The sequence below is a fragment of the Streptomyces sp. NPDC030991 genome (assembly GCF_055571235.1).
In genome coordinates this window covers 71,244-97,654 of sequence record NZ_JBVIFR010000015.1, presented here as the reverse complement: position 1 = coordinate 97,654, position 26,411 = coordinate 71,244, and the positions used below count along the sequence as shown (strand labels likewise).

22 protein-coding genes are annotated in these 26,411 nt (G+C 68.8%); 9 read left to right on the top strand and 13 right to left on the bottom strand.

The features are described from left to right. Positions 1-29 precede the first annotated feature (29 nt). Entirely contained in the window at positions 30-866 is an 837-nt protein-coding gene (locus ACZ45E_RS26605) for an alpha/beta fold hydrolase (RefSeq protein WP_468224898.1), read from the bottom strand. A gap of 381 nt (positions 867-1,247) precedes the next feature. On the opposite strand from ACZ45E_RS26605, the gene ACZ45E_RS26600 reads away from it, so the two are divergent. Continuing rightward, positions 1,248-1,946, top strand: a complete 699-nt coding sequence (locus ACZ45E_RS26600; RefSeq protein WP_468224896.1) for a L,D-transpeptidase family protein — start codon at positions 1,248-1,250, stop codon at positions 1,944-1,946. Between the two features lie 399 nt (positions 1,947-2,345). Here the strand turns inward: ACZ45E_RS26600 and ACZ45E_RS26595 are convergent, their stop codons facing one another. Further along, complete coding sequence (locus tag ACZ45E_RS26595; protein WP_468224893.1) at positions 2,346-3,626, bottom strand: low temperature requirement protein A; 1,281 nt, start codon at positions 3,624-3,626, stop codon at positions 2,346-2,348. A 214-nt stretch (positions 3,627-3,840) separates the two neighbouring features. Then, positions 3,841-4,416, bottom strand: coding sequence for a TetR/AcrR family transcriptional regulator (locus ACZ45E_RS26590; RefSeq protein WP_468224891.1), 576 nt, complete (start codon positions 4,414-4,416; stop codon positions 3,841-3,843). Between the two features lie 148 nt (positions 4,417-4,564). On the opposite strand from ACZ45E_RS26590, the gene ACZ45E_RS26585 reads away from it, so the two are divergent. Both ACZ45E_RS26585 and ACZ45E_RS26580 read left to right on the top strand, forming a co-directional pair. Further along, complete coding sequence (locus ACZ45E_RS26585; protein WP_468224888.1) at positions 4,565-5,383, top strand: SDR family NAD(P)-dependent oxidoreductase; 819 nt, start codon at positions 4,565-4,567, stop codon at positions 5,381-5,383. After that, entirely contained in the window at positions 5,380-6,342 is a 963-nt protein-coding gene (locus ACZ45E_RS26580; protein WP_468224885.1) for a DMT family transporter, read from the top strand. The genes ACZ45E_RS26585 and ACZ45E_RS26580 overlap by 4 nt, the downstream gene beginning before the upstream one ends. A gap of 247 nt (positions 6,343-6,589) precedes the next feature. On the opposite strand, the gene ACZ45E_RS26575 is transcribed toward ACZ45E_RS26580, so the two are convergent. The 6 genes from ACZ45E_RS26575 to ACZ45E_RS26550 all read right to left on the bottom strand — a co-directional run bounded on the left by ACZ45E_RS26575 (position 6,590) and on the right by ACZ45E_RS26550 (position 11,644). Continuing rightward, positions 6,590-7,294 carry an SDR family NAD(P)-dependent oxidoreductase gene (locus ACZ45E_RS26575; RefSeq protein ID WP_468224882.1) on the bottom strand — a complete coding sequence of 235 codons (705 nt, stop codon included), beginning with the start codon at positions 7,292-7,294 and terminating at the stop codon, positions 6,590-6,592. Between the two features lie 162 nt (positions 7,295-7,456). After that, the gene (locus ACZ45E_RS26570) at positions 7,457-8,332 is read right to left on the bottom strand and encodes a calcium-binding protein (protein ID WP_468224881.1); all 876 of its coding nucleotides are present in this window, start codon (positions 8,330-8,332) and stop codon (positions 7,457-7,459) included. Between the two features lie 308 nt (positions 8,333-8,640). Beyond that, positions 8,641-8,964 (bottom strand): branched-chain amino acid transporter permease, encoded by a 324-nt coding sequence (locus tag ACZ45E_RS26565; RefSeq protein WP_468224878.1) that lies wholly within the window; start codon positions 8,962-8,964, stop codon positions 8,641-8,643. Beyond that, entirely contained in the window at positions 8,957-9,730 is a 774-nt protein-coding gene (locus ACZ45E_RS26560) for an AzlC family ABC transporter permease (protein ID WP_468224875.1), read from the bottom strand. The genes ACZ45E_RS26565 and ACZ45E_RS26560 overlap by 8 nt, the downstream gene beginning before the upstream one ends. Before the next feature lie 172 nt (positions 9,731-9,902). Then, complete coding sequence (locus tag ACZ45E_RS26555) at positions 9,903-11,006, bottom strand: pyridoxal phosphate-dependent aminotransferase (RefSeq protein WP_468224872.1); 1,104 nt, start codon at positions 11,004-11,006, stop codon at positions 9,903-9,905. Continuing rightward, positions 11,003-11,644 (bottom strand): 2OG-Fe dioxygenase family protein, encoded by a 642-nt coding sequence (locus ACZ45E_RS26550; protein ID WP_468224871.1) that lies wholly within the window; start codon positions 11,642-11,644, stop codon positions 11,003-11,005. The genes ACZ45E_RS26555 and ACZ45E_RS26550 overlap by 4 nt, the downstream gene beginning before the upstream one ends. A gap of 438 nt (positions 11,645-12,082) precedes the next feature. Between ACZ45E_RS26550 and ACZ45E_RS26545 the strand changes: the two genes are divergently transcribed. The 3 genes from ACZ45E_RS26545 to ACZ45E_RS26535 are packed head-to-tail and all read left to right on the top strand — an operon-like array spanning position 12,083 to position 15,785. Further along, the gene (locus tag ACZ45E_RS26545; protein WP_468224868.1) at positions 12,083-13,510 is read left to right on the top strand and encodes an FAD/NAD(P)-binding protein; all 1,428 of its coding nucleotides are present in this window, start codon (positions 12,083-12,085) and stop codon (positions 13,508-13,510) included. Continuing rightward, positions 13,507-14,751 (top strand): ATP-grasp domain-containing protein, encoded by a 1,245-nt coding sequence (locus ACZ45E_RS26540; protein WP_468224866.1) that lies wholly within the window; start codon positions 13,507-13,509, stop codon positions 14,749-14,751. Before ACZ45E_RS26545 ends, ACZ45E_RS26540 begins: the two co-directional genes overlap by 4 nt. Before the next feature lie 2 nt (positions 14,752-14,753). Further along, a complete protein-coding gene (locus ACZ45E_RS26535) occupies positions 14,754-15,785 on the top strand; it encodes a hypothetical protein (RefSeq protein ID WP_468224864.1) in 1,032 nt (343 codons plus the stop codon). Positions 15,786-15,906: 121 nt separating this feature from the next. Here the strand turns inward: ACZ45E_RS26535 and ACZ45E_RS26530 are convergent, their stop codons facing one another. The 3 genes from ACZ45E_RS26530 to ACZ45E_RS26520 form a co-directional block, all read right to left on the bottom strand. Further along, positions 15,907-20,289, bottom strand: coding sequence for an nSTAND1 domain-containing NTPase (locus ACZ45E_RS26530; protein WP_468224862.1), 4,383 nt, complete (start codon positions 20,287-20,289; stop codon positions 15,907-15,909). Between the two features lie 33 nt (positions 20,290-20,322). Continuing rightward, the gene (locus ACZ45E_RS26525) at positions 20,323-20,697 is read right to left on the bottom strand and encodes a CU044_2847 family protein (RefSeq protein ID WP_468224859.1); all 375 of its coding nucleotides are present in this window, start codon (positions 20,695-20,697) and stop codon (positions 20,323-20,325) included. 74 nt (positions 20,698-20,771) lie between these two features. Further along, complete coding sequence (locus tag ACZ45E_RS26520; protein ID WP_468224856.1) at positions 20,772-21,092, bottom strand: hypothetical protein; 321 nt, start codon at positions 21,090-21,092, stop codon at positions 20,772-20,774. A 198-nt stretch (positions 21,093-21,290) separates the two neighbouring features. Here ACZ45E_RS26520 and ACZ45E_RS26515 point away from each other — a divergent pair, with 198 nt between their 5' ends. Further along, positions 21,291-22,613 carry an MFS transporter gene (locus ACZ45E_RS26515; protein WP_468224853.1) on the top strand — a complete coding sequence of 441 codons (1,323 nt, stop codon included), beginning with the start codon at positions 21,291-21,293 and terminating at the stop codon, positions 22,611-22,613. 40 nt (positions 22,614-22,653) lie between these two features. On the opposite strand, the gene ACZ45E_RS26510 is transcribed toward ACZ45E_RS26515, so the two are convergent. Next, on the bottom strand, positions 22,654-23,256 hold the full coding sequence (locus ACZ45E_RS26510; protein ID WP_468224850.1) for a TetR/AcrR family transcriptional regulator: 603 nt from the start codon (positions 23,254-23,256) through the stop codon (positions 22,654-22,656). A gap of 137 nt (positions 23,257-23,393) precedes the next feature. Between ACZ45E_RS26510 and ACZ45E_RS26505 the strand changes: the two genes are divergently transcribed. Beyond that, positions 23,394-24,962 (top strand): class I adenylate-forming enzyme family protein, encoded by a 1,569-nt coding sequence (locus ACZ45E_RS26505; RefSeq protein WP_468224847.1) that lies wholly within the window; start codon positions 23,394-23,396, stop codon positions 24,960-24,962. A gap of 24 nt (positions 24,963-24,986) precedes the next feature. Next, the gene (locus ACZ45E_RS26500) at positions 24,987-26,228 is read left to right on the top strand and encodes an acyl-CoA dehydrogenase family protein (protein ID WP_468224844.1); all 1,242 of its coding nucleotides are present in this window, start codon (positions 24,987-24,989) and stop codon (positions 26,226-26,228) included. Positions 26,229-26,411: the final 183 nt, after the last annotated feature.

Here is a 26,411-nt window from a genome sequence, read left to right as displayed (position 1 = left end):
CTGCGACTAGACCGGTCGTCTAGCTGCGGTCAGTGGCCGAGGAAGTCCAGAAGGATCTCGTTGACCTCGGCGGTGTGCGTGGTGAGGAGACCGTGGGGAGCACCCTCGATCTCGGCGTACTGCGCGGTGGGCAGAGCCTTGGCGAAGCGGCGCCCGGTGGCCTCGATGGGCAGGGTGCGGTCGGCGGTCCCGTGGACGATCAGCGTCGGGACGTCGATGCGGGGAATGTCGGCGCGGAAGTCGGTGGGCCAGGTCAGGGGCGCGGCCGCCGAGGCGATCGCACCGGCGGACGCCGCCACGTTCCAGGCATTACGTACCGCCTCCTCGCTGACCCGGGTGCCGAGGTTCTCGTCGAGGTTGAAGAAGTCGTTGTAGAAGCCGGTGAAGAAGGCATAGCGGTCCTTCTTGACGGCATCGGAGATGCCCTGGAAGAAGGAGGCGGGGGCGGCGCCCTCCGGGTTGTCGTCTGTGACGAGCAGGAAGGGTTCCAGCGAGGCCAGGAAGACGGCCTTGGCGACGCGGGCGGAGCCGTAGGTGGAGAGGTAGCGGGCGACTTCACCGGTCCCCATGGAGAAGCCGACCAGAACCGCGTCGCGCAGGTCGAGGGTCTCCATGAGGGTGTTCAGATCGGCGGCGAAGGTGTCGTAGTCGTAACCGATCGAGGGCCGGCTGGACTTGCCGAAGCCGCGCCGGTCGTAGGTGATGACCCGGTTGCCGGCCGCCAGCAGCGCCGGCGCCTGCCCCTCCCAGGAGTTGCCGTCCAACGGATAGCCGTGGATCAGCACGACCGGCCGCCCCTCCCCCGCGTCCTCGTAGTGCAGTTCGATATCGGTGCTGTTCTCCGTGCCGACCTTGATGCGTCCCATGACGCTTGCCCCCTCCGGGAGTTGTGGACGGAACCGGCGTGTGCCGTGTTCCGATGCCGAGAACTATACGACCGGTCTAATCGATCGTCAATGCCCACTCCCGCCGTCGAGGTACCTCGCGGCACCTGGGGCGCGGTTCTCTTGCAGGTCGGCGCCTCGCGCACAGGGATGGTGCCGCGTCCGGCACACGCCCTCTCGGAAGCGGAAGAGCCGGGCACGTTCCTGGCTGAGTGATGTCCGCCAGGCCGTTGTCACCGTTTCGTCCCAAGCTGCGCAGCCGTACACCCCTTCGGGCCTTTCCTGAGTCTGTCTGTTCAGGACCACCGTCGATCGCAGGGGACCGCCCGGCCGGGCAGACGCGATGCAGAGAGAGGAACTGTCATGGGGGACTTCCGCAGATGGGGCACCGCCGCCCTCGGGATCACCGGGCTCGTCGCACCGTTGACGCTGGCACTGGGGGCTTCTCCGGCGCAGGCCGCGAGCAACTGCACCACGCAGAGCGGCCCGTATCAGAAGCAGGTGGAGAAGTTCCTCGGCCGCCCGGTCGACGGCAAGCAGTCCACCTCCGACTGCAAGGCCGTCAAGGCCTTCCAGAGCAAGCACGGCATCACCCCGAACATCGGCTACGCCGGGCCGGTGACCTGGGGCGTCATGGACCTCATGAACAAGCAGAAAGCCGTCGGCAAGACGCCGAACAAGAGCGGCAAGTGCCCCGTGAACAAGGGACGCATAGCCTGCGTCAACCTCACGCTCCAGATCAGTTGGATCCAGGACGGCAAGAACCTGGTCTACGGGCCCGTCCCGGTGCGCACCGGCCGCAACGGGTACGAGACCCGCACCGGCCTGGAGAAGGTCTACTGGCGGCACATCAACCACGTGTCGACCATCTACAACGTTCCTATGCCCTACAGCCAGTTCTTCGACGGCGGCCAGGCGTTCCACTCCGTCGGGGTCAGCATGTGGAACCCGCCCGGCTCGCACGGTTGCGTCAACATGACGAAGACCGCCGCGAAGAAGTACTGGTCCTTGCTGCGCACCGGCGACGACGTCTTCGTCTACGGACGCAAGCCCGGCACCTGACCCGACCGGCGTCAGGGCCGCGCAACGACACGTGCCTGCCGCGCTCTATGCCCGATCATCGCCCGGCTGTGGGCTTCTTGACCGTCCGCACTCCTGCCGCCCACCCGGTCCCACCGGACGCCTGGCCGGCGCTCGCCGCGCCGGCCAAACTGCACGACCACGAGGAGGTCGACCTGCTCGTGGGACCACATCGACCACCTGAAGGACAGGGGCGGGGGTCACACGGGCTCGCCGATGCGGCGGTCGAGCTCGCCGGTGTGCAGGGGCACGGCCCAGCGCGCCGTCGGCCCGTCTCCTGCCGTTCGCGACGTCATCGTCCATCCACCGGCAAGGCCGACCGCAGCCGCGGGGGCTCGCTCGGGTCGTTCTCTGTGGTGTCCGGTGAAGATGGCGCTCTGCCTACCGCGTACCAAGTTCGCGCAGCACTTGCTGCAGGTGGCGGTGGCCGATCGTCTCGTAGCCGATCACGGTGACGAAGGGCGCGAGCATGACCACGAGCAGGCATACCGCGATGTCCACGCCGGCGGCGGCCAGGAGGACTGCCGTGAGCAGGACGGCGACGGTGAGGGCGATCAGGAGGATGTGGAAGCGGTCGGCCGTGGAGAGCAACAGGGTGTGCAGGAGGTAGATCATCAGCATGTAGAGGCCGACCGGGAGGGCGAGGGCGAGGACGACGGCGGTGCCGGAGATCTTGGCGTGGTGTTCCATGTACAGACCGGCCACGTGGAGCCCTGCGCCGGCTGCGGCGACGCCGATGAACAGCGGGATGTGGCCGTAGCCGAAGAGATATCCGCAGCTGCGTCGGTGGACCAGGATGTCGCCGAACGGCGTCAGGAAGTACATCCACCACATGCCGAAGGTCAGTCCCACACCGGCGATGACCACGGCGATGGCGTTCCAGGTCCAGTGCGTGCCGTCCTCGCCGCCCAGGAGGCCGCCGGAGGAGGCGACCGTGCCGACGACGCCCTCGCCGAGAACGATGATCGCGAAGAGTCCGTACCGTTCGGCGACGTGGTGCGGGTGCCAGGGCGTGCCACCGGCGGCGCCCTGTGTGAGCACCGGCAGGAAGAGCTCGAGGGCGCCCATGACGCCGAACGCGACGAAGACGACGGCGATCGGCATGTGGACGAAGGCCACGACGATCCAGCAGGCCTGGACGATCAGCGTCCAGCGGATGTTGGCCATGCCGACGTCGTGGAACGACGGGGACTGCCGGGCGGCGCGCCACCACTGGAGCACCATCGCGATGCGCATCACGACGTAACCGACGACCATGGCGCGCAGTTCGAGGTGGATGCCCTCCTTGACGGAGTGGAACAGTGCGGGCAGTCCGAGCGAGAAGACGACGACGCCGATCATCTGCAGCATCGTCAGGGCCCGGTAGAGCCAGTCGTCGGTGGCGAAAGCGGAAGCGAACCAGCTGAAGCTGATCCAGGCGACGCTGATCGCGAACATCGCCAGGACGAACGCGATGGCTGCCTGGCCGGCATGCGCTTCGGCGACCATCTCGGCGAACTGGACCGCTGCCGTGCCGACCGCGACCACGAAGGTCAGGTCGAACAAGAGCTCCAGCGGTGAGGCGGTCCGGCCGTGTTCTTCCGGGTCACGGCCGGTCATGGGGACCAGCCGTCGCGACAGGCCGGGCTCGCCGGACGTGCTGGCGGGTGGGGAGTCATTCATGGTCAGCAGTATTTCTGACGCTCCCGGCACCTGCCCGGCCGCACTGCCGTAGCGGGCGACGGCAAAGCACCGTACTCATGTCTCCACCTGGGTACGGGTGTGCGGTGTCGTGCCGGAAGGGGCGTCCTGTTCTGCTGTGAGCGACCATGCCGCGAGCGAACCAGCGAGCTCGGGGGCAGCGAGCAGCTGCACGTGGTCGTAGGTGGGGCTTGGTTCAAGTGCGCGGCCCGGCGCCGTGCAGCAGAGTGTCGATGATGCGGGCGGCGGCGGTGTCGATGTCGGTCTGCTCCGACTCCCCGTGCAGGGACTCCCCGAGGAGCGCGTAGTAGACGCGCTGCACCCACTGGAGGTCGGCCGCCTCGTCGATGAGTTTGTTCGCCTGGGCTCGTTCCAGCACCGCGATGCAACGCCGGGAGATGTCCTGGTGGAGGGCCGCCGCTTCGCTGTCGGGGGCGGCCGGCTGCGCCAGGGCGAATCCCCAGGCGCTCTTGATCTCCAGCACGTTGGCTGTGATCTGGTGCAACGCCACCAGCGGTGGGGCGGTGTCCGGTCGGCCGTCGTTCACGGCCCGGGCGAGCTGGCGGGCGGCGGACACCGCCAAGGCCTCGACAAGCGCCTGGCGGTGGGCGAACCGCCGATTGATCGTCGTCCTGGCCACCCCCGCCGCAGAGGCGATCTGCTCCATCGATGCTCCGGGGTCCGCGGAGAGCACGCGTTCCGCCGCCTCCAGGATCACGCGCACACTGCGCTCCGCGTCCGCCCGCAACGGCCGTGCCACTGACTCGCTCATGGCTCCTCCTCCACTCGTCCAACCCAACCCAACCCAACTCGTAAATGATACGACGTTGCCGCGACTTCCAGTTATCTGCATCAAGACTGTTGCAATTAGTCGTTCATTCGGTACTCTCTCGCATCAGTTACTAGTGAAGGAGCATCCCATGCCTAGTACAGCCCTCGTCACCGGTGCGTCCTCCGGACTCGGCGCGGAGTTCGCCGCGCAGCTCGCAGCCCGCGGGCACGATCTGGTCCTGGTGGCACGATCCGAGGACAGGCTCACCGACCTCGCCGGGCGCTTGAGTGCGCAGTACGGCATTCGCGCCCACGTGATGGTTCAGGATCTCGCCGAGCCCGAGGCCGCTCTCCGTATCGCCGACCGGCTGGCCGATCGCGCCCTGAGGGTCGATCTGCTGGTCAACAACGCGGGGTTCGGCACCTGCGGCCGCTTCGAGACCATCGCCCCGCACCGCGACCATGACCAGCTGATGGTCAATGTCGTCGCTCTCGTCGACCTCACGCACACGCTGCTGCCCCCCATGCTGGAGCGCGGCACGGGGGCGGTCGTCAACGTCGCCTCCACCGCGGCCTTCCAACCCGCTCCGTACTTCGCCGTCTACGGCGCGGCCAAGGCCTTCGTGCTCAACTTCGGGCTCGCCCTGCGCCAGGAGTACCGCAAGCGGGGCATCCGTGTCCTCACGGTGTGCCCCGGCCCCGTCGACACTCCCTTCTTCGACACCATCGGCACCCGCGACGCGGCCGTGAACGGCTCCATGAGCACACCGCAGGCGGTCGTCAGCGCCGCTCTGCGTGCTCTGGACCGTGACCGTGCCTACCTCGCCCCCGGGCTCGGCAACGCCCTGAGCGCGCACCTGCTGCCGCGTCGGCCGCGCACCTTGGTCGCCGCTCTCGCCGAACGCGTCACCCGCAAGGTCCTCGCCTCGTCGGACACCGCCGACCAGCCCAGTCAGTACGCGGCATGAGTACTTCCCCGGCCCCGGCCGTGGGCGCCGCTGCCGCGATGCTGCTCGTGGGCACCTCGACGGCCGTCTCCGCGACGGTCGCCGACTACCCCGTCCTCGGCGGCCAGGCCCTGCGCTACGCGCTCGCCGCAACCATCCTTCTCGCCGTCGTACGCCATCAGCGCCTGCCCCGCGTCGGGCTGACGCTCCGCGACCTTCTCCTCCTCGCGGCGCTGGCCGCCACCGGGCTGGCGGGCTTCAACATCTTCCTGGTCGAGGCCACCCGGCACGCGAGCCCCGCCGTGATCGGCACCGTGGTCGGAGCGATCCCCATCGTCCTTGCCCTGGTCGGGCCGCTCACCGAGCGCCGACGGCCCGCCGCCCGCACGGTTGGCGCCGCAACCGTCGTCACCCTCGGCGCCGCCGTCGCCGCGGGGCTGGGCGGCGGCAGCCTGCACGGTGTCCTGCTGGCAGTGGGCGCACTCGCCGGCGAGGTCGCTTTCTCCCTTCTCGCCCTTCCCCTGCTGCCGAAACTCGGCCCCCTCAGGGTCGCCGCCTACTCCGCGGCATTCTCCGTACCCATGCTGGTGGCGGCGGGAATCGCCCTCGACGGCGCGAGCGCCCTGCGCCTGCCCACTTCCGCCGAAGCAGCCGCATTCGCCTATCTCGGTGTACTCGTCACAGCTACCGCCTTCTTCCTCTGGTACGACGCCCTGCGCCGGATGGGGGCGGCCCGCGCCGGACTCTTCGCCGGCCTTGTCCCGGTGGGCGCCCTGCTCACCACCGCGATCCTCGGACTCGGTGCCGTGGGGCCGGCGGATGTCATCGGTGCCCTGATCGTCGCAACGGGCGTCGTTCTCGGGCTGCAACCGGCCCCCACCGGAGGAGGCAGCGCAGACAACGCGCTCCCCCAGACGTCAAGGCAAGATCAAGATGGTGCGGGCCCCGACGGGACAGCACCCCGCCCAGCAGGCCCGTGAGCGATTCAACCGGTCGATCGCCTTGCACGGGCCGACCGTGCCGATCTGGACGATGCTGGTTCGACGGGCTCGTGACGCGGTCGGTCTCCAGGAGCATCGCGGGGCGCGCACGGCACGGTCCTCAACGCCTTCGCGTCCGCGTCGGGACCCTGATGCGCCAGAGCTGGACGGGGATGAGGGCGAGTCGGTCGGCCCGCAGCGAGCCGGGGCCGTCATGGCCTGCATCCCTACCGGTCGTCGCCCGGCGTCACAGGAGGGCGCCGCCGGAGACCTCGATGCGCTGGGCGGTGACCCAGCGCAGCCCCTCGGAGGCCAGCGTGGCGATGGCGTCGCCGATCTCCTCGGGTTCGCCGACGCGGCCGAGCGCGGTCTGTCCGGCCAGCACCTCGCGCATTCCGGCGTCGTCCCGCATCGCTCCGCCGTTGAAGTCGGTGGCGGTCGGCCCCGGGGCGATGGAGTTGACCCGGATGCCGCGAGGTCCGAGTTCCGCGGCGAGAGTGCGGCCCAGCGCTTCGACGGCGGCCTTCGATGCGGAGTAGGCCGAGGTGGCGGGGCTGGTGTGGCGGGTCAGCGACGTCGAGACGTTGATGACCTGGCCGCCCTGGGCCAGCAGCGGCACGAGCGACTGGATGAGGAAGAACGTGCCCCGGACGTTGGTGCCCATCACCGTGTCGAAGTCGTCGGTCGTGACCGTCTCCAGCGGCCCGAAGATTCCCACTCCCGCGTTGTTGACCAGGATGTCGAGCCGAAAGGCACCCCAGCGCTCCAGCTGCGCGCCCAATGCGGAGGTGAAGGACGCGAAGGAGGAGACGTCGCTGATGTCGAGCCGGAGAACAGCGGCCGTCCCACCCACGGCCCGCACCTGTTCCGCCGTCCCCTCAGCCCCGGCCGCATCACCGCGGTGGGTGACCACGACCCGCACTGCCTTCGCCCGTTCGGTGGCCGTTCCCATGCGGTGGAGAGGAACGGTCCGGCGGAGTTCCTCGTACTGTTCGCCGCGTTCATCGTGATCGTCGTGGCGGCGTTCCCGCGCTCCAACTGAAGCGCCGTGCGCCGAAACAGAACCGGCCCGAAGCCTCCGAGGCTTCGGGCCGGACCTGTTACTGCCGGTGGATCAGCGCACGTCGACGTAGTCGGCGGACGAAGTCGCCGTGGACGCGACGCTGTTGCCCGGGTAGTAGTAGCGGAAGGTGCCGTCACCCGTGGCCTTGACGGTGGTCTTCAGCGCGCCGGACGAGGAGCTCGTCACGGTCTTGAGGGTGCTGTACGTGCTGGAGCCGGCCTTCTTGAACTGCAGCTGGGCCTTCTGGCTGCCGTAGCCGTAGTACTTCTTGTAGGACCAGCTGACCATGCTCAGGTGGCCGGAGACCGTGATCGTCTTGCCCTTCGCCACGGGCTCGGGCGCGGCGTTGAAGGACTTGATCTGGGTGGCACGCTTGACCCAGTGGTTCTGGTACTGCGACCACTCGAGGCCGTTCTCGGAGTCCTCGGTGGCAGCGGCGTACACGTTCCACTTGCCGTTCAGCGCGCTGTCGTAGAGGTCCCTCGTCGGGTCCGCCGTCAGCACGACCTTGCAGGTCGCCGTCGTCTCGCTCCAGCGTTCACAGTCCCGCGAGAGACCGTCATTGTCGGAGACGATGGCGCCGTCGACGCCGTAGTCGTCGTAGAGGTCGGTGCCGTGCCACAGGAACGCCTGGACCCCGTAGATGCCATCGGGGTTGGTGGCCGTCACGTAGACGTTGAACCGCTTCTTCTGCGTGCCACCGACGACGACATCCTTGCCGGCGTTGACGGTGACCTTGGTGACCTGGATCTGGTCGACGGACCGCGTCGACATCTTGCCCTGCGTCTTCGCCTTGCCCAGCATGTGCGACTTGACGGTCGCGGCGGGCGAGGGAGTCTCATCGGCCTGAGCGGCCGGGACCGCGAGTGCGGTGAGAGCCACGGCGCCGGACATCGTCGCGGCGGCCAGGCTGGCACGTATGCGCATAAATGCTTCCCCAGTTGAGAAAGTGCTCCTGGTTCACCGAGGTGTCCCCCGGGAACCGAATGAGAGAAGGAGCTGCATCGATCGGATGAGTCTGTTGACTCGTGAACAAGACATCCGACACCGGGGAACGGTTGTACGGGTCACGAAGTTTTTCGACCTTGCGGCGAACACCGCTCTCAACGGCCGTTGAACCAGCAGCGCGTGGTCGCAGTCGGTACCCGTCACGAACCGGTTGTCGTCGATCGACGCCGCCGCCACGCTTCCGTTGGGCGGCGGCAGGTATGCCGGTCGGTTCGGTACGGGCGGGGTCAGAGGACATGCAGAAGGGCCATGTCCACGGCCACCCCGGCGATGATGGCGGCGAGCGGGCTCCTCGACCAGTGGTACGTGCCCGCGCAGGCGGCGATCCCGGCCAGGGCGGGCGCCCCGTACGGTGCGCGGGTGAAGTCGGTCGCCTGAACGCTGTAGACGACGAGGATCACCATGATTCCGGGCGGCAGCGCGGAGCGCAGGTACTGCAGGACGGGCGCGTCGGCATGCTTGCGGAGCAGGACGAAGGGTGCCGCGCGCAGGGAGAAGGTGATGGCCGCCATGACCAGGATGGCGGCGACGAGGTAGCCGGTGTCAGGCACGCTTGGTCCTTGTGGTGCGGGTGGTCAGGTAGTCGCCGAGCAGGAAGACGAGGTACGCGACGACCGCGACGGTCAGGAACTGGTCGGTGCCCGCGATGATCGCCACGCCGCTGGCGGCCAGTCCGTAGAGCACGGGACGCAGATTGGCGCGGTTCTTCGCGTGGTCCCAGGAGAGCACCACGAAAAGCGCGGTGAGGGCGAACTCGATCCCCTCGATGTCGTCGGGGAGTGCCGTGGACACGAGGGCGCCGGTCAGGCTGCCGAGGACCCAGTACGCGTGGCTGAACGCCTGGATCAGGGTGATGCGGCGCCCGTTGAGTTTCTGCGCCGGGTTGGCGGCGAGCAGCGAGTAGGTCTCGTCGGTCAGGGCGAAGATCCCGTAGCCGCGCTGGGCTCTGCCGTGCAGCAGGTGCAGCGGGAAGGACAGACCGTAGAAGACATGGCGGAAGTTGACCAGGAAGGTGGTCATCGCGATGGCCGGGAGCCCGAGGGGCGCGGTCAGCATGGACACCGCCAGGAACTCGAGGGATCCGGCGAAGACCACCAGCGCCGTCGTGGGCGCCCAGTACCAGGGCAGTCCCTGGCTGACGAGAAGGATGCCGAAGGCCGCGCCCAGGGGCAGATACCCCATGGCCACCGGCACGGTCAGCCGCGCGGCGACCGCGGCGTCCTCACGGAGCTCCCCTCCGCGGTGGCGCTCCGAGGGGTGCGGTGCATCGGCGGGACGCTCCGTATCCGCTTCTCCGCCCGTGGACTGGGGCGACATGTCCTCTCCTTCTTGCTGACGGGGTGGGCGGCTGCGCCGCGTGGACGGCGGCTCGCCCGGGGCCACTCGTTCGACTCCCGCCTGTCGCACGGGAGTCGAACGGAGTCGCACGGGACGGACAGGCCGGACAGGCCGGACGGCGGGGGTTGACAACAGGCGGTGACGCCAGGGACTAGGTGAGCGCCTTGAGCTGTGCCGTGATGCGCGACAGGCCCTCACTCAGGACGTTCGCCGGGCGCGCGTAGCTGATCCGGATGCCGTCCTGCGCCCCGAACACCTCGGCCGGCATGACGAGCGTCCTGTGCGTCTCCAGCAGCCGCTCGGCGAACTCCTGCGAGGAGATCGGCAGGGAGTTCAGATGCAGCCAGGCGAAGGGGGTGCCGTGCGGTGGGACGAGTGCGACGTCGTCCCGGTGTTCCTCGGCGAAGGCCGTCAGTTGGTCGAGGCCGGGGGCGACCAGGGACCGGTAGCGCTCCACATGCCGTTCGCGTTCGGCGATGACGCGGTCGGCCACGCGCTCCCACACCACGGAGTTGGACACGGTGGTGTAACGCTTGTAGTTCACCATGCGCTCGATGACGTCTTCGGGGCCGTGCGCCCAGCCCACGCGCAGCGCGGGCATGCCGTAGACCTTCGAGAGACCGGAGACGGAGACCGAGCGGGGGTGGCGGCGCACCACGGACGCGCCGAAGTCCAGCAGGTACTCCTCGTCGTTCACGACCAGCAGGTCCTGGTCTTGGACGGCGGCCAGGACGCTGTCCCACTCGGCGTCCGTCAGCGCCTGCCCCGAGGGGTTGCAGGGGCTGTTGAGGATGAGCATGCGCGTGTGCGGGCGCACGGCCGCGGCCAGGGCGTCGGCGTCGAAGGGCGTGCCGGGGCGCCAGTCGAGGACGGTCACCTCGCAGCCGATGTGTGCGGGGACCTCCCATGCCTGCTGCCAGCCGGGGGCGGTGGTGATGACGTGGTCGCCGGCGGACAGCGTGGAACGGTAGAGCAGATAGAGGGCTTCCTGGGCGCCGTGGGTGACGATGACGTCCCGGCGGTCGGTGGCCGGAGCGCCCGCGGTGGGGGTGCCGGGCCCGGTGTACTGCCCGGCGATGCGGTCGCGGAGCTGAGGGGTGCCGCGGTCGAGGCTGTAGTCCAGGTCCCAGTCGGGTTCGAGCGGCAGATCACGCAGGAGTTGGTACTGGACGCCGCTCTCCGCCAGGTCCAGGTCGTACCTCCCCTGCGCGCGGTCGAACAGCCAGTCCTGGATGGTGTAGGGCGCGATGCTCATCGTGCGGTGCCTCCCAGCGAGAAGGTGACGACTGCCACGTCCCGGAACGCCGGCGTGCCCGGCACCTTCGGGGTGATGGGACTGACGTAGTGCAGCACTTCCCTGTCGGCGAGGAAGAGGGTCTCGCCGGGCGGCATGACCCGTTCGACGAGGGTGTCGCCCCGCGGGTCGGCCTCCCGCACCAGGGAGATGCCGCCGCTGACGTTCTCGGTGGCGACGCAGGTCACCGCCACGTAGTCGAAGCCGTCCTGGTGGAACCCCTCGGGGGCCGGAAGCCCGGGGCGGTCGTCATCGGCGGTGATACGGATCTGGTGGCAGCCGATCTCGAACTCCTCGCACTGCACGAGGTCGCGCGTGACTCGGGCATTCACAAAACTTTCGGCAAAAGCCCGTGCCGCGGGGCCGAGGAGAGCGAATTTTCGTTCCAGGCCACCGGCATAGGCGTTGATCTCGTCTCCCTGAAAAAACGATGCCGCGTCGTCCCAGAGGAACTTGTCCCCCTTCACTTTCGCTTTGCCGAACGCGCGGAAGCGGAACCGATGCCCTTCGCGAAGATGCTCATCGGCGGGGAGTACCGCGTAGCTCTCGATAAATTCCTCGGACAGGTGAACGGACGCGGGAGCAGTGAGGCAGCGCACAACTTTATCTTTCTCTTCCGGTCTTTCCAGCGGTGGTGCCCGGCCAGGTGAGCCCTGGCCACAGGAACCGCTTGACCTGCACGTTAGCAAGATCAAACTGGACTTCGGAACCGACGTTCCACATAGTGGAACGGCCTCGAAGGTGGCGGGGCGGTGGCGGAGTGTCACCTGAAGTCCAAAATTTCCTGTTGTTGCCTGCTTTATCAATCGGGCATTGTGGCCATATCGGCGTGAGGGAGCTCATGAAGATCGTCACCTGAATGGCGATTGCTTTCCTATTCAACATTCCGGCGCTTGACGCCGCCCCGGTGTCACTGTTTACGTACGGCACCGAGGCGCTGCGATGCGGCGTCCGAACTGTTTCCACAGGGCCGATCGGCCACGCTCGGAAATCGGCCACGCCCGGAAAGCAGCCCAGTGCACAGAAATATCGTTGTTGTGGGGGCAGGAGCTACCGCCGCGAGTCTCGTCACGCATCTGACCGATGTGCTGGACATTGACGGCGTCGTGCTCGTCGCACCGGAACCCGCGGGTATGGGAAAGGCCTTCGGCGCGACCGATCCCGCGGTGCTCTGCAATACCTCCGTGGACGTGACGTCGCTGCGTGCTCAGGGCGCCTCCGACCTGCTGCACTACCTGGCGGCCCGCGGCCACCCGGTCGGCCGGGACGACTTCGTTCCCCGCTACCTGGTCGGACAGTACGCACGGGAGCGCCTGACCCGGGCCCGCGCACAGCTCCGCAGTCGTGGAGTCACGGTGCGCCAGGTGCGGGAGAAGGCTGTGCGCGTGTCCCGGTCCGACGACGACCGGGGTTACGCCGTGACGCTGGCCGGTGGCGCCGTCGTCCACGGCACCGACATCGCGCTGTGCCTGGGCGCCGATCTCCCGTCGCTGCCCCAAGCACTGCGCCCGCATGCCGACCACCCCCGGCTGCTCACCTCCCCGTACCCGACCAGCAGGCTGACCCGGTTGCCCGGCGATGCCCGCGTCCTGGTCCTGGGCACCAAGCTGTCGGCGATCGACGCCGGCCTGGTCCTGTGCCGGCACCCCGGCCGGCGGATCACCCTCACCTCGCCCTCCGGCCTGCTCCCCGCGGTGCGGACCCGGCTGCGCCGCATGCCCTCGCCGCATCTCGGTGACGATGTGTGGCGCGCGCTGCGGCCGGACGACCCGGAGATCGACGCGAAGCTCGCCCGCCATCTGTTGCGGGCCGTTCGCGCGGCGGGCGGGGGCCGCCCGGTCCCGCGCGCCAGAACCACGGGCACGGCGCAGGAACTCCTGCGCCAGGAGATCCGGCTCGCCGCGGCCGGCGGCGCCGTGTGGCAGGACGTGATGGCGGAGCTCATCGACGACCTCAACGCCCATGTGTGCGCCTGGCCCCCACAGCAGCGTGCGTCCTTCTTCACGCGCCACAAGCAGCTCATCGCCCGCTATATCTCGGCCATCCCCCTGTCCAACGCGCGACTCCTGCTGTCCCGCATGGAACGCGGGCAGTTGGCCGTGGCGCCCGCGCAACCCGCCTCCCTGGATCCGCTGCCCGGACAACAGGGGTGGCAGGTGCGGTGGCCCGACGGACGCGAGGAACGCTTCACCCACCTCGTCTGCGCCACCGGTCACCGCGCACCCCGGTTGCGCGTCATCGACGGCGCGCTCCACCTCGACGCCACGGGCGGCCAGGCCCCGACCGTCGGCATGGACCTGCGCCTCAGCCTCACGTCCTGCGGCCCCGCCGAGCGGATCTGGGCCCTCGGGGCCGGCGCGGGCGCCCGCTACCCGATCGTCAACTACCTGCGCGCCTCGGCGCAGCACGCCGAGAGCATGGCCACACAACTCCGTCACCGCACCCACGAAAGGGTCCACCCATGATCGCGCTCATCAATCCCGTCTCCAGCGGGACGGCCCTGGCCGACGCCTTCTGGGAGGAGGGCGCCACCTGCCTGCACGTCTACTCCCCCGGGCTCCTGCCGGCGGAGCACAGCCCCGCGGTCCGGCACAGCAAGACCCACCACCACACGGACCTCGCACAGACCGCCGAACTCCTCGCCGCGCACGGGGTGCACACGGTCATCGCGGCGAGCGAGTACGGGGTGACTCTGGCGGACGAACTCTCCGAGCTCCTGGGCCTGCCGCATCACGATCACCGTCTGCGCGGCGCGCGTCGGGACAAGCACCTCATGGCGCAGGCGCTCGCGTCGGCCGGCCTCCCGCACGCGCACACGGCCCTCGTCCACAGCGAGGAGGAACTGCACGCGGCCCTCGCCGACACGTCGTCGTTCCCGCTGGTCGTCAAGCCGGTCAACAGCGCGGGCAGCGAAGGGTGCCTCGTCGTCGACGGACCGGAACAGGCCCTTGAACTCTTCCGCGCCGCAACAGGCCGCACCAATCTCATGGGCGAGGTCAACGACGGCTATCTCGTGCAGGAGTTCTTGCGGGGCACCCAGTACATCGTCAACACCGTCAGCAGGGACGGAAGGCATCTGCTGGCCGAGCTCTATGCCGAGCGCATCGACTACACGGACGGCGCGCCGATGCTGCGCCACATCATCTCCCGCTCCGGTTTCACCGTCGCCGAGCGGGAGTTGGTCGACTACGTGCTGCGCTGCCTGGACGCCCTCGGCATCCGCGAGGGCGCCGCCCACACGGAGGTCATGCTCACCGCGCAGGGGCCCCGCCTGGTCGAGGTGAACTCCCGGGTCATGGGCCCCTGCCTGGCCCCCGACGCGTACCAGGCGGCCTACGGCTACAGCCACCAGCATCTGACAGTGGAGAGGTTCCTGCGCCCCGAGGAGTTCGACAAACGTTTCCTGCTTCCGCACGGCCCGGCCCGGACCGTCGCCAAGGTCTTCCTGCGCCCGCACCGCGAGGGCGTCCTGCTTGCCATGGACGGCCTGCGCACGATGCGCCGACTGCCTGGCTTCCACAGCATCGCCCGGCTCCCTGTCATCGGTGAACCCATGCGGGACCGCTACCTGACGACCGGCGCCTGTGGCATCGCCTTCTTCGTGCACGAGGACACCGAACTGCTCGAGCACAGCCTCGCCACCCTCCACGACCTGGAGGACACCGGCGGCATGTTCCGCCTCGCCGACCCCGAGGACGGCAGCTGACCATGCCCGTCGCATGGATCATCGCGGCTGTGCTCCTCCAGGCGGGCAGCTACGGCTATGTGTCCGGCCGCCTCGACTCCGCCGGGAGCCTCTACCTGGCCTGCACCGGCTTCGCCTCCGCGGCGCTCATCTTCAACACCGTGCATGCCCTGCGCCGCCGCACGACTGCCCGCCGGACCGACGCGGCCGGCACCGGCGCGGCCCGGTCGGCGGGTCGGCTCCTGCTGCTGATGAACGTGGTCACCGCGGTCACCTTCCTCGGCTTCTACACCTCGCTGGCCTGGATACCATCGGCCCTGGCCAGCGGCGTCGAGGCGGCCGTCGGCCCCGCGGCGATCGCGCTCCTCGCGCTCGCCGGGCACGGTCGGCGAGCCTCCGCGCGGGGTTGGTCGGCGGCCGCCGTCCTGATCGTCCTGGGGGCGGGCGTGGCCGTTGCCCTCGCGGACGAAGCGGCCTCGGCACGGGACATGGTCCTGGGCCTGTGCCTCGTCGTCGTCGCCGGGTTCGGCGCAGCCGCGCTCGCCGTGATCTCCGCGGAGCTCGGCCGTCGGCAAGTCGACCCCATACGCACCACCGCGCACCGCTTCCACCTCACCTACCTGGCGGGCGGCGTGCTGCTCATGGCGCAGGGGGGCCCGGGCCCGCACTGGCTCCAGGAACTGCCCGCCATGCTCCTCACGGGCCTGGCCGCCGTCGCCGCACCCCTCTTCCTGCTCCAGGTCGGCATCCAGCGCGCCGACTCCATGGTCGCGATGGTCCTGCTCACCACCGTCCCCGGCGTCACCTACCTCGTGGACACCGCCTTCCACGGCGGCTTCGACGGCCCTACGTCGGCGCTCATCGCCGCCTTGATCGCCGCGGCGGCATGGGCGGCGGCACCGACCCGCACACCCGAGCCCCGCCCGACGGAGCCCGGGCCGGGCCGTTCGCGCCGCAGCCGGTCCGCGACAGCAGATCGCCAACCGTCCGGTCCACAGGGCCCTGGCCGGGACGGCCGAGGGGCACCGCGGCATCCTGGCCCTGTGGGCCGGTGACGGCGTTGCGCCGGGGGCGACAAGCACCGGGCACTTGTCCGGCTCTGACAGAGCCGGTCCACGGCGGCCGGCGCGGCCGAGCCGGGCGTCGCTGCGCAGACGGGGATTCACAGACAGGCTCTCAGGCCGGACAGATCACCTTTGGCAGCCCCGAGGGCAGGCCGCTGCGCTCATCATGGGCTAGGTCGTGGCCGACAGCGTCGCACAGGTGGCGTTTCCAGAGGTCGGGGTCGAGGCGGATCAGGTCCAAGCGGCCGCCGCCCTCGTTTCCTCCCATGCCGCCTTCGGACAGGGCCCGCAGCAGGGTCTTGCCGTCCTTGGTGGCGGCCACGAAGTACTGGTTCGCCGCGAAATCGTAGGTCTTGAAATCACTGGGGTCCGATAGCTGCTGGAAGCGCACGGAGCTTCCGTTGGCCACGTAGAACTGCCCGTCTTTTCCAGTGAAGTTGAAGGTGAACCCCTCGCCGGAGAAACTGCGGTTAGCCCCCAATGGACCGAGTGGGCCCAATTTTTTCACCGGCTTTTGTCCGGGCTCCGCCGACCATAGTTCCAGCATGCCGCCCGGCGTTTTCGCGGCCGCGTACCGTCCGCTGCTGTCGAGCACAGCCCGCTCGACGTCCGGACCGAGGTGGACGCGTAGGGCTTTATTCTCCTTGCCGGTGCGCAGATTCACGGCGTGCAGTACTGGTTCGCCGCGAATCATTATTTGTGCGTAGCCTGCTACGGGGCTGGGGTCCACGGCGAAGCCCGAATCAAACGCCCCTTCGGTCGAGCCGAAGACGGGCGGGTTCTTCTTACTGAGCTTGAGCGTGCGGGCGTCGATGGTCTTGGAGAAGTGGCGGCCGGTCCGGGCGTTCCAGTGTTCGATTCGGCTGCCGGAGCGCGTCAGGAGTCCATCGCCGCCGGGGAGGAAGACGAGCGTCAGACGTTCGGCGTTTCCGTCCTTGTCGACGGGAGGCGTGCGTGTGGTGATCTCCGCCACCTTGTGCAGGGACGGGAGCTGACGGATCAGGATCCTGTTGTCGCCGACCACGTCCGCCACGAGGGTTCCGGCCTCGTTGACCGCCAGTGACTCCGCTGCGGTCGGCTCAGGGCCCAGAGGTGAATCGGGCCGTTTCACTTCGGACGTGATGCGGCCGGAGGAGGCGTCGACAAGCGCCAAGACCTCGTCGCGGGTGGGTTCGTCAATGGGTTTGACGCGGGCCACCATGGTTTTCCCGCCGCCGATCAGTCGTGGTGCGTTGACGACGACATCTCCGCCGTCGACGTCGCTGGGGGTGAGCGGCAGCGCGGTCAGTGCGTTCTTGTTTTCATCGAGTGTGAGCACGAGCGGTTGCCGTCCATGTCGCAGGAGACGGCCGACCACCTTCTCGGGTGCCCCACGAGTCGTGGTCTGCTGCACGCTGCGGCCCTTTTCGATGTCGACGACCACCCACGATCTGAAGGTGTTCGCCGCGAAGCGTCGGCCCTTCGCATCGACGGCGATGCTTCCGCAGTCCCTATTGACTCCCTTGTACGTGTAGCGGTTCAGCGCCCGTCCGTCCGTCACACGCAGCGCCTGGTACACCTTCGTGTCGCTACCGGACTGTCCCGACCGGCAGACGACCAGTACGGTGCCGTCCCCGGACAGGCCGACGGCCGAGCCGTACAGCGTGTCTGTGTCGACATCGTCCGCCAGCTTGCGAACCCTCCCCGTGTCGACGTCGACGGTCGTCACGGAGGCCTTGTTGATATCGGCCCCGGTCTGGAGCACGAGTGTGTTCTCGTCCTGCCCGAACCACAGGGCCTCCTGGTCCCAGGCCACCCGGCCGGGCACATCCCGGTGGCGCCCCGTGGCCAGATCCCACAGCTGTAGTCGGCGGCCGGAGACCGTGGCCAGTTCCCTGGCGTCGGGTGAGAACGCCATGGGGTTGTCGTCCTCGCTCATCACATCCGCCCTGTCGGCCAGTTTCTCGAGTTCGGCGCCGCGCAGAGTATGTGCCGTCCCGAGCAGGTCCTCCGGCTTGTCGGCAGTGCGATCGACGTCGTGCCAGACGACCGTACCGGCCGCCGACAGATAGGCGATCCGTCGTCCGTCGCGACTGACCTGCGGAAGGTAGGCCATTGCGTCAAGGCTGAGCTGGGCTCGTCGGATCCTTCCGCCGGTCTGGCGTACGAACAGCGTGCCGCGCCCGTTGCCGGAGGTCACGAGCGTCACCGCGCCGTCGACGCTCGTCGCCGCGTTGCGGATCTTCCCCTCGGCACCGGTCAGCACCCATGCCGCGTCCTTGAACTGGTCGTATCTGCGGAGCATGGCGTTACGGGCCTCGTCCGTCGGCGCGATCTCGTACGCCCCCACGGCGATCAGCGCCGCCTGCCCCGGATCCTGTTTGGCCACTTCGGCGGAGAGGTTGGCCAGCAGACGTGAATGTGACTCCGCCTCGCGCTGGGTGCTGACACGTTGCTGGTAGACAAGGAAGGTGCCGAGGCCGGCGATCAGCGCGAGCACCACCGCGGCCGCGGTCCAGGCGGCGCGGGCGCGGGCTCGGTGGACGTGTCGGCGCTGCCGTGCACGGGCCAGGAAATCCCGCTCCTCGTCGGTCAGCTCCCCGTCTCGATCCTTCAACCAGTTCTGTACGGAGACCAGTTGTACCGTTCCGGGCAGCAGCGCCGGCGGTCTGCCTTCCTTCACCCAGCGGTCGCGATCGTGGTTCAGTTCCGCGCGGCCCGCCAGGAACTTCCCGTCCTCCTGCACCTGTTGCCGCAGAGCGGCCCAGACGTTGATCAGCGCCTCATGGGCCAACTCGGCGGTCTCCGGTCCATCCTTGTCGCCGCGCAGCACGAGCAGCCGTCGTCCGGCGAAGGACCGGGCGAGCTCCCATCCGGCCTCGCCCGCCTCTTCGCGCGTGAGTCTGCGGCGCAGGGGTGTCTCGCTGCCGGGCAGCACCCTAACCAGGCCCCTGAGCAACCGCGCCGCGGCGGCCCTCTCGTTCTCGCCGACACACTGCTTCCAGGCGTCATTGCAGTGCTCCTCCAGTGCGCCCTTCACGCCGTGCATCGCCTCGTACGTCGACGTGCGCAGTCGGCCGGCGAACTGCTGGTCCCAGAGCTGTTTCAGCAAGAAGCCGAGGAGTGGCAGGTTCTCCGGTTCGCGGCACGCGTCGTCCAGGATGCGCTGTGCCAGTCCTGGGTCGTACGTCACCGCGGGGGCCTTCTCCAGCGGCTTGGTGATCACTTCCCCGAGCTGCTCACGGGACATCGGCGTCAGCGGGACTGTCCTGCTGTTTCCCAGGAGAGGCCCGAGCCTGGGGTGTTTGAGTGCCTCGTCCATGAAGTCGGAGCGGAGCGTGACCAGCAGCCGCGCCCCACTGCCCGGGCGGCGTCGGGGGAAGAAGAGCCCGGCGGCTTCTTCGATCTCTGCCTCGGTCCGGTCCAGGAGGGCCTCGGCCTGGTCGAGAACGACGAGGTACTCGCCGCCAGTCCTGCCCCGCAGGCGGTTCAGCGTGTCCACGAGGCCCTTGCCCGCGAGCCATTCCTCCACCTGGTCGGCGCTCTCCGCCGGCCGGTCCCCGTACCGCCCGCCGCGAACGTCTCCGTAGAGATTGGTGGCCAGTCCGGACAGCAGGGACCCGTCGGTCCCCGCGTTCACCACCACCACGTCATAGTTCTCCGGGTTCTCCCGTCGCATCCTGGGCACGACGCCGGCCAGCGCCAGCGAGGACTTCCCGGAGCCCGACGGTCCGTAGAGGATGACGGCCGGGCGGTCCTCCTTCAGGGCCGCGACCACTTCCTCGATGTCGTCGCCGCGCCCGAAGAAGAAGTCCTCGTGGCCCTCCTGGAAGGCGGCCAGGCCACGAAAGGGGTCCGGTGTCAGGGCGCGGGCGAGGTCGGGCAGCTTCTCCAGCACCGCTTTCACACTGATGGCGAAAGCCTGCTGGGTATCGTCCTGTCTCCGCTGGGCCGCGACGACGATACCCACTGCCGCACCTCGCTGCTCGTCCCATACGGGACTGCCGCTGTAGCCGCCCGTGATGTGAGCCGTCCGGGTGTCGGCCCGGGAGAGCTGGATCCAGTCTCCCGAGGATTTTCCGCTGAGTTCTCCCCGGTGCCAGACCATGCCCAACTCGCCGTCGGGGAAGCCCACGATGCGCACCGGGCGGCGCGAGAGTTCGTCCGGGCTGGCCATGAGCAGCGGGCGTGTGCCGGGCACGGCGTCCTGTAACCGCAGGACCGCTACGTCTCCGCAGTGCTTGGGCTGCTCCGGTATCCACTGCTCGACCTCGGCGGTGAAGTGCTGCCGCGCGGTCCCGTCGGCCAGCGGGAAGTCGACGAGCACCGTGGTTCCGACGGTGACGTCGAGGTCCCGGTCCCGGTCCAGCGCGTCCGAAACGACGTGGGCGCAGGTCAGCACGCGGTCCGGGGCGACGAGGACGCCGGCCCCGGCGATCGTGTCGTTCTCTCCCCTGACCCGGACGACCGCCGCGTGCAGCGCCTCGTCGGCGCTGCGTGACTCGACTCCCGTCACCGTGACCTCCACGTCCCCCGCGAGTTGGTCGGATCAACTTATCGGGGGGACGGGCCCACTTGGGTCTCCTTGGTCACTTCTGTGCCACGTGAGACTCACGGAGAAATTGGCCGCTGTCGCGGTGCTGGCGATGACCACGTCCGCCTCGGCCGACAGTGACACCCCGAACTCCAGCGTGATCTCGTCCGGTGCGTTGGCCAGCCCCCGGAACCTGGCCACGAAGCTCTCCGCCACAGGCCGTACGGTGTCCAGCATCTGTCCGAACGACTGCTGCGCCCGGGCTACGGAGCGGCCTCCGCGGCCGACCCGGACGAGGGCCTCGTCCACCTCACGGATCTGCACACGGATCGTTTCGTCGCTGCCGTCTCCCAGTGGCACCTCGACCGTGCGGACAGGGCGTTCGCTCACTGTGACCTCCAGTATTCGGGAGGGTGATCGTAACGAAGCCAACGCCCAGTGTGTGCGCCGGTGTTGATGCACGACTACACATGGCCGTCCGTTTCATGCTCCGTGGATACGACGATGCCCGGCGTTCCCTCATCAAGATCCGTGGATGGGCGGCTTCCTCCGCGCAGCCCGGTACCGCCGACGAGAGCAAGGTCGATCCGCTCGGGTTCTACTGCCCGGCTGGAGAAGAGCGCGGCCTGGTGCCGTCCGTCGGGTGCGGTGAGGGTGATCTGGCCGACGTCGGCGGTGTCGGTCGGCACACTGCGGGCCGGGCCGGGGGCCGCGCCACTCGAGGCTTCCAGCGATGCGGTCCATTCGCCAGTGGCGGAGCGGGTCCGGATCTCGCACATCAACATCGCACGTCACCAGAACTGTTGACCAGAAGTGGCCAGCGAGTTACGTTGCCGGACACTCAAGCCGTTAATAGACGATCAGTTCAGATACTTCGTGCTGCTGCGTCCTGCTGCCGCAAGAACGGGGGCGCCACCCCCTCCACCGGCACTCCCGCAGCCGAGTAATCCGCCCTGCTTTTTCTGAGTCGCAGGAGTCTGTTCATGTCCTCACAGCCATCACCACAGCTGGCTCACGATGCACCCGGTGATCTCGGAGTACCGGCGTTCGACCGGCGCCGCGCCTGGCTCGTCACCGCGTTGATCGTCACATTCATGGTGGTCAACTTCGCGGACAAGTCGGTGCTGGGCCTGGCGGCCGGCCCCATCATGGACGAGCTGGACATCAGCCACAGCACCTACGGACTGATCTCCAGTTCCTACTCGGTCCTGTTCAGCTTGTCCGGGCTTGTGGTCGGCTTCTTCTCCTCGCGGCTGTCCAGCCGCGTCCTGCTGTTCGTGATGTGCCTGGTGTGGGGACTCGCCCAACTGCCGGTCCTGATCGTGGCGACCGTGCCGACGTTGCTCGCCGGTCGGCTGCTGCTCGGCGCCGCGGAGGGGCCGGCCACGCCCATGTCGATGCACGCCCTGTACAAGTGGTTCCCGATGGGGCGCCGCGGTCTGCCCTCGGCTCTGCAGATCAGCGGCGCCGCGCTGGGCACGCTGGTGGCCGCCCCCGTGGTGACCTGGCTCATCACCCAGTTCGGCTGGCGGTCGGCGTTCGCCGTGCTGGCCGTGGCCGGCCTGATATGGAGTGGCGTGTGGTGGTGCGTCGGGCACGACGGCCCGTACGACGACAAGCCCGCCGCCGATCCGCAGGCCGGGCAGACGGACAGGCAGGCGCGCGTGCCGTATCGGCGGTTGTTGCTGTGCGGCACGGTCATCGGAAGCGTGGCGAGCGCGTTCGGGGCATCGTGGGCGATGGCGGTGAGTCAGGCGTGGTTGCCGTCCTATCTGAGGACCCAGTTGTCCATGAGCCCCGGGGCGGCGGCCTCGGTCATCAGCGCCGTATCGGCTTTCAGTCTTGTGCTGCTGCTCGCGCTGTCCCCCGCGGTGGACCGGCTGACCCGGAGGGGGGCCTCGCTGCGTCGGTCGAGCGGTGTGCCGCAGGGAGTGGCGGTGGTCTGCGCGGGAACGGCCATGGCGCTGGTCCCGGTCCCCGGGGCCACACCGGTCCAACTGGTCCTGATCGCCGTCGCGTTCGGCGCGCATTCGATCGCTTTCCCGCTGCACTACATGACGGCCGCAGCGGTGGCCCCGGCCTCCCAGCGGGGAGCCCTGTTCGGCATCGTCGCCGCCACGGGGACGCTTCCCGGCCTGTTGGCCCCCTCCCTCACCGGGCGACTTCTCGATACGGCCTCATCGCAAGGTGCGGGCTATGCGCAGTCGTTCGCCCTGGCGGCAGCGGTCATGATCGGCTGCGGGGTGGTGGCGGCCTGCTGCATCAATCCGGCCCGGGACGCACTCCGGCTGAAGTCGGTCGCCTAGGGCAGCACTGGTCCGGCCGCGCCGCACGGTGGGCACGCAGTCAGCCCTGGGGCGGGCTGGGGTGCCCGCTGGCCCAGTAGCGGCCGTGCATCGCGAGGTCGAGCAGCATCCGGACGACCTCTTCGGCGGGCATCGGCTCGGTGTTCTGCTCGGCCCACCATCGCAGGACAGCGACCTGTTCGCCGACCCAGACGCGGGCCAGCAGGTCGGCGTCGATGCGCGGCTCGACGCCGTTGCGCTCAGCGCGGGCCTTGAACTCCTGTGACGTCGCGGCGGCCAGGGAGTCCACGAACGTCTGCAGGGGCTTGCCGTCGCCCTCTCCGCGCAGGACGACGCGGTAGGTGTCCCGTTCGTCGCGGACATGGCGCAGCATCTCCAACAGGGGCTTGCCGGTGAATCCGACGGCACTGCCGGAGACGGCCGATTCAAGGCGCTGACCGAGCTGTTCGAGCAGGTCGGCGGTGACGCGGGCGAACAGGTCGTCCTTGCCCTTGAAGTGCGCGTAGAACGTGGCGCGCGCCACGTCGGCCCGCTCGGTGATGTCTTCGACGGTAAGCGCGCTGAAGCCGCGCTCCAGCACCAGTTCCACCAGCGCGCCGCCCAGCGCCCGGCGAGTTCGTCTGGTGCGCCTGTCCTCGACCATGCGGCCTCCTCAACCCCGTGAGTTTGTCCGCGCACAGTCTAGATGGCTCTTGACAGCCCGCGCGTTACAAAACACTCTGTCTGTAATCGATCAGTCCGTATATAAACACTGCTCAGACTCACGGCTGGAGATCGTCGATGAACCTCGGTAACTACCTCACCCGCAGTGCCCGCTACTGGCCCGACGCCACCGCGCTGATCTGCGGCGCCCGTTCCTGGACGTATGCGGAGCTCGATCGTGCGACCGACCGGCTCGCCGCCGCACTGATCGCCCGTGGTCTGCGCCGGGGTGACGCGGTCGCCTCACTCGCCTGGAACCGCGGGGAACTGGTCGAGATCGAATTCGCCCTGTACAAGGCCGGATTGGTGCGCGCACCCATCAACGCCCGGCTGGGGCGCGGGGAGATCGAGCACATCCTGGGCTACGCCCCGGTGCGTGTCCTTGTCTTTGACGCGGCGCACCGTGAGGACGCGCTCGCCGCTGTCGAGGCGGCCGGCACGGATTGCCTCGCCGTCCAGCTCGACGAGGACGACGCGCTCCTCACGCCTGGCGTCCTCGGCTACCAGGCCCTTCTCGCGCAGGACGCACCGGAGGCGGCTCCCGTGGAGGTCGATGAGGACGACGCCTGTGTCCTGAACTTCACTTCCGGGTCCACCGGGACACTCAAGGCGGCCGTGCAGACCTTCGGCAACCGGCTGGCCAACATGCGCAAGCTGCTGATGAGCGACGAGTCCCGGCCCCGCCCCGGCACCCGCTACCTGGCCTGCGGCCCCATCACGCACGCCACCGGCATGACACTGCTGGCCAACATGTTCGCCGGGGCGACCACTCACGTGCTGCCGACCTGGAGCGCCGAGGCGTTCGTGGAGACGGTGGAGAAGGAGCGGATCACCGCCACCTTCCTCGTCCCCGCCATGGTCAACATGGTCCTCGCCCACCCGGACGCGGTCCGGTGCGACCTGTCCAGCCTGGTCAGCGTCCGGGTGGGCGGCGCGCCCATCTCACCCCAACGCCTCAGGGACGCCGTGGAGTTCTTCGGTCCCGTCGTCGCGCAGGGCTACGGACTCGGTGAGACCACCAGTGTCGTGGCGGGCCTCAGCAGCGAGGAGATCGCGCACGCAGTCGACCACGACGCCGAGCTCCTGCAGTCGTGCGGACGGGCGACGTACGACACCGAGATCCGCGTCGTCGACGAGGCCGGCCTGCCCCTGCCGCCCCGCGAGGTCGGGGAACTCATCGTCCGGGGGCCCGACTGCGTACGCGCGTACTGGCAGGAGCCGGACCTGTCGGCGCAGACGTTCCGCGACGGCTGGGTGCACACCGGCGACCTCGCCTGGATGCGCGAGGACGGCTATCTGTTCCTCGTCGACCGCAAGAAGGACATGATCATCTCTGGGGGGTTCAACATCTACTGCACCGAGGTCGAGGCCGCCCTCTACGAACACCCCGGCGTCCAGGAGGTCTGCGTCGTCGGCGTGCCCGACGAGACCTGGGGCGAGGCCGTCAAGGCCGTCGTCGTGCCCCGGGCAGGACACGACCTGAGCGCCGACGACATCACCGCGTTCTGCGCCGAACGCCTCGACCGCCTCAAGAAGCCGAGGAGCGTCGACCTCGTCAGTGAACTGCCGCACAACCGCAACGGCAAGCTCGACCGCAAGGCTGTGCGGGAACCGTACTGGGCAGGCGCCGACCGCCGCGTCAACTGACCCGCCCCCCTCCTTCAAGGAAACATGATGTCTTTCTCCCTGCGCCCCTCCTACGACGACCCGCAGTTGTCCGACCTCGTCGACCGGCTCCGCACCTACCTCGAAGGTGAACTGGCCGATTATGAACGCGAACGCGACATCACCCACGAGTCCCGCCTCACCCGCGCCGACCTCGAACCGGTCTGGGAGCGCAGTCGCGAGCTGGGCTTCTACGGCATCCACCTGCCCGAACAGTACGGCGGCAAGGACCTCTCCTACACGGCCCTGGCCGCCCTGAAAGAAGAGATCGGCGCCAGTGGACGCGTACTCGGCCACAGCGTGCTGGGCGACATGGGCGGCCCACTGCGTGCGGGCGACATCCTGCGGCACGCCACCGAGTACCAACTGGACACGTACCTGTTGCCTCTCGTGCGCGGGGAACGCGCCTGCTGCTTCTCGCTGACCGAGACCGATGCCGGTTCCGACGTGCGCTCCATGCGCACCACCGCTGTGCGCGACGACGACGGCTACCGGCTGACCGGCCACAAGGTGTTCAGCTCCGCGGGCCCATTCGCCGACTTCGCCATCGTCGTGGCCCGGATGGACGGGACCGGCGAACAGGACGGCGAGAAGCCGTCGTTCTCCGCGTTCCTCGTCGACCTCGACAGCCCCGGCTGCCGGGTCACGGACGGTGCCACGCCCATGTCCGGCGAACACATCGAGAGCGACATCATCCTCGACGACTGCCACGTCCCCGCCGAGAACCTGCTCGGCGAGGAGGGCAAGGGCATGCGCATCGCGCTCGGCCGCGTCACCACCAACCGGCTCCTGCACTGCCCCACCGTCATCGGCGCCACCCGCCGCGCCCTCGACCTAACCCTGGAGCGCACCCGTACGCGCAAAGTCGCCGGCGGCCAGCTCCTGTTGCAGTTGCAGTCCATCCAGCACAAGGTCGCCGACATGGCCACCGAACTCTACGCCGCACGCTCCATGACCTACGCCGCGCTCGCCGCCCTGGACCGGGGCGAGGAGATCCGCACCGAGGCGTTCATGTGCAAGCTGTTCGTCGCCGAGTCCGCCTTCCGCATCCTCGACCAAGCCGTCCAGATCCACGGCAAGGAAGGCCTCACCCAGGGCAACGAGATCGAGTTCCTGTTCCGCAAGATCCGCATGTTCCGCGTCCTGACCGGCACCTCCGAGATCCAGCGCAACGGCATCGCCCACGGCCTGGCCATGAGCTCAATCTCCTCGGCCCGTCCGGATTCTTCGACGTCCCGGGACGCCTAGGCGGCGGACATATCACTCATACCGGCTTTCACGTGGGTGACATGGCCGGCGCCATGCACGCGGCCCCAGCACTGGCCGTGGCCCTCAGTGCCGACGGCAAGGACACCGGGCCTGTTCTCAACTCCTGTGGGCACAGCCTCCTTTCGGAGCGAACCTGGCGTCCGGGCCGAAGGGTCCGTATTC

Coding starts and splice junctions, on each gene's coding strand:
- ACZ45E_RS26555 (WP_468224872.1), bottom strand. CDS start 11,006: ATGAGCATCGCGCCCTACACCATCCAGGACTGGCTGTTCGACCGCGCG.
- ACZ45E_RS26605 (WP_468224898.1), bottom strand. CDS start 866: ATGGGACGCATCAAGGTCGGCACGGAGAACAGCACCGATATCGAACTG.
- ACZ45E_RS26585 (WP_468224888.1), top strand. CDS start 4,565: ATGCCTAGTACAGCCCTCGTCACCGGTGCGTCCTCCGGACTCGGCGCG.
- ACZ45E_RS26540 (WP_468224866.1), top strand. CDS start 13,507: ATGATCGCGCTCATCAATCCCGTCTCCAGCGGGACGGCCCTGGCCGAC.
- ACZ45E_RS26520 (WP_468224856.1), bottom strand. CDS start 21,092: ATGTTGATGTGCGAGATCCGGACCCGCTCCGCCACTGGCGAATGGACC.
- ACZ45E_RS26560 (WP_468224875.1), bottom strand. CDS start 9,730: ATGTCGCCCCAGTCCACGGGCGGAGAAGCGGATACGGAGCGTCCCGCC.
- ACZ45E_RS26505 (WP_468224847.1), top strand. CDS start 23,394: ATGAACCTCGGTAACTACCTCACCCGCAGTGCCCGCTACTGGCCCGAC.
- ACZ45E_RS26570 (WP_468224881.1), bottom strand. CDS start 8,332: ATGCGCATACGTGCCAGCCTGGCCGCCGCGACGATGTCCGGCGCCGTG.
- ACZ45E_RS26535 (WP_468224864.1), top strand. CDS start 14,754: ATGCCCGTCGCATGGATCATCGCGGCTGTGCTCCTCCAGGCGGGCAGC.
- ACZ45E_RS26580 (WP_468224885.1), top strand. CDS start 5,380: ATGAGTACTTCCCCGGCCCCGGCCGTGGGCGCCGCTGCCGCGATGCTG.
- ACZ45E_RS26515 (WP_468224853.1), top strand. CDS start 21,291: ATGTCCTCACAGCCATCACCACAGCTGGCTCACGATGCACCCGGTGAT.
- ACZ45E_RS26600 (WP_468224896.1), top strand. CDS start 1,248: ATGGGGGACTTCCGCAGATGGGGCACCGCCGCCCTCGGGATCACCGGG.
- ACZ45E_RS26500 (WP_468224844.1), top strand. CDS start 24,987: ATGATGTCTTTCTCCCTGCGCCCCTCCTACGACGACCCGCAGTTGTCC.
- ACZ45E_RS26510 (WP_468224850.1), bottom strand. CDS start 23,256: ATGGTCGAGGACAGGCGCACCAGACGAACTCGCCGGGCGCTGGGCGGC.
- ACZ45E_RS26575 (WP_468224882.1), bottom strand. CDS start 7,294: ATGGGAACGGCCACCGAACGGGCGAAGGCAGTGCGGGTCGTGGTCACC.
- ACZ45E_RS26590 (WP_468224891.1), bottom strand. CDS start 4,416: ATGAGCGAGTCAGTGGCACGGCCGTTGCGGGCGGACGCGGAGCGCAGT.
- ACZ45E_RS26595 (WP_468224893.1), bottom strand. CDS start 3,626: ATGAATGACTCCCCACCCGCCAGCACGTCCGGCGAGCCCGGCCTGTCG.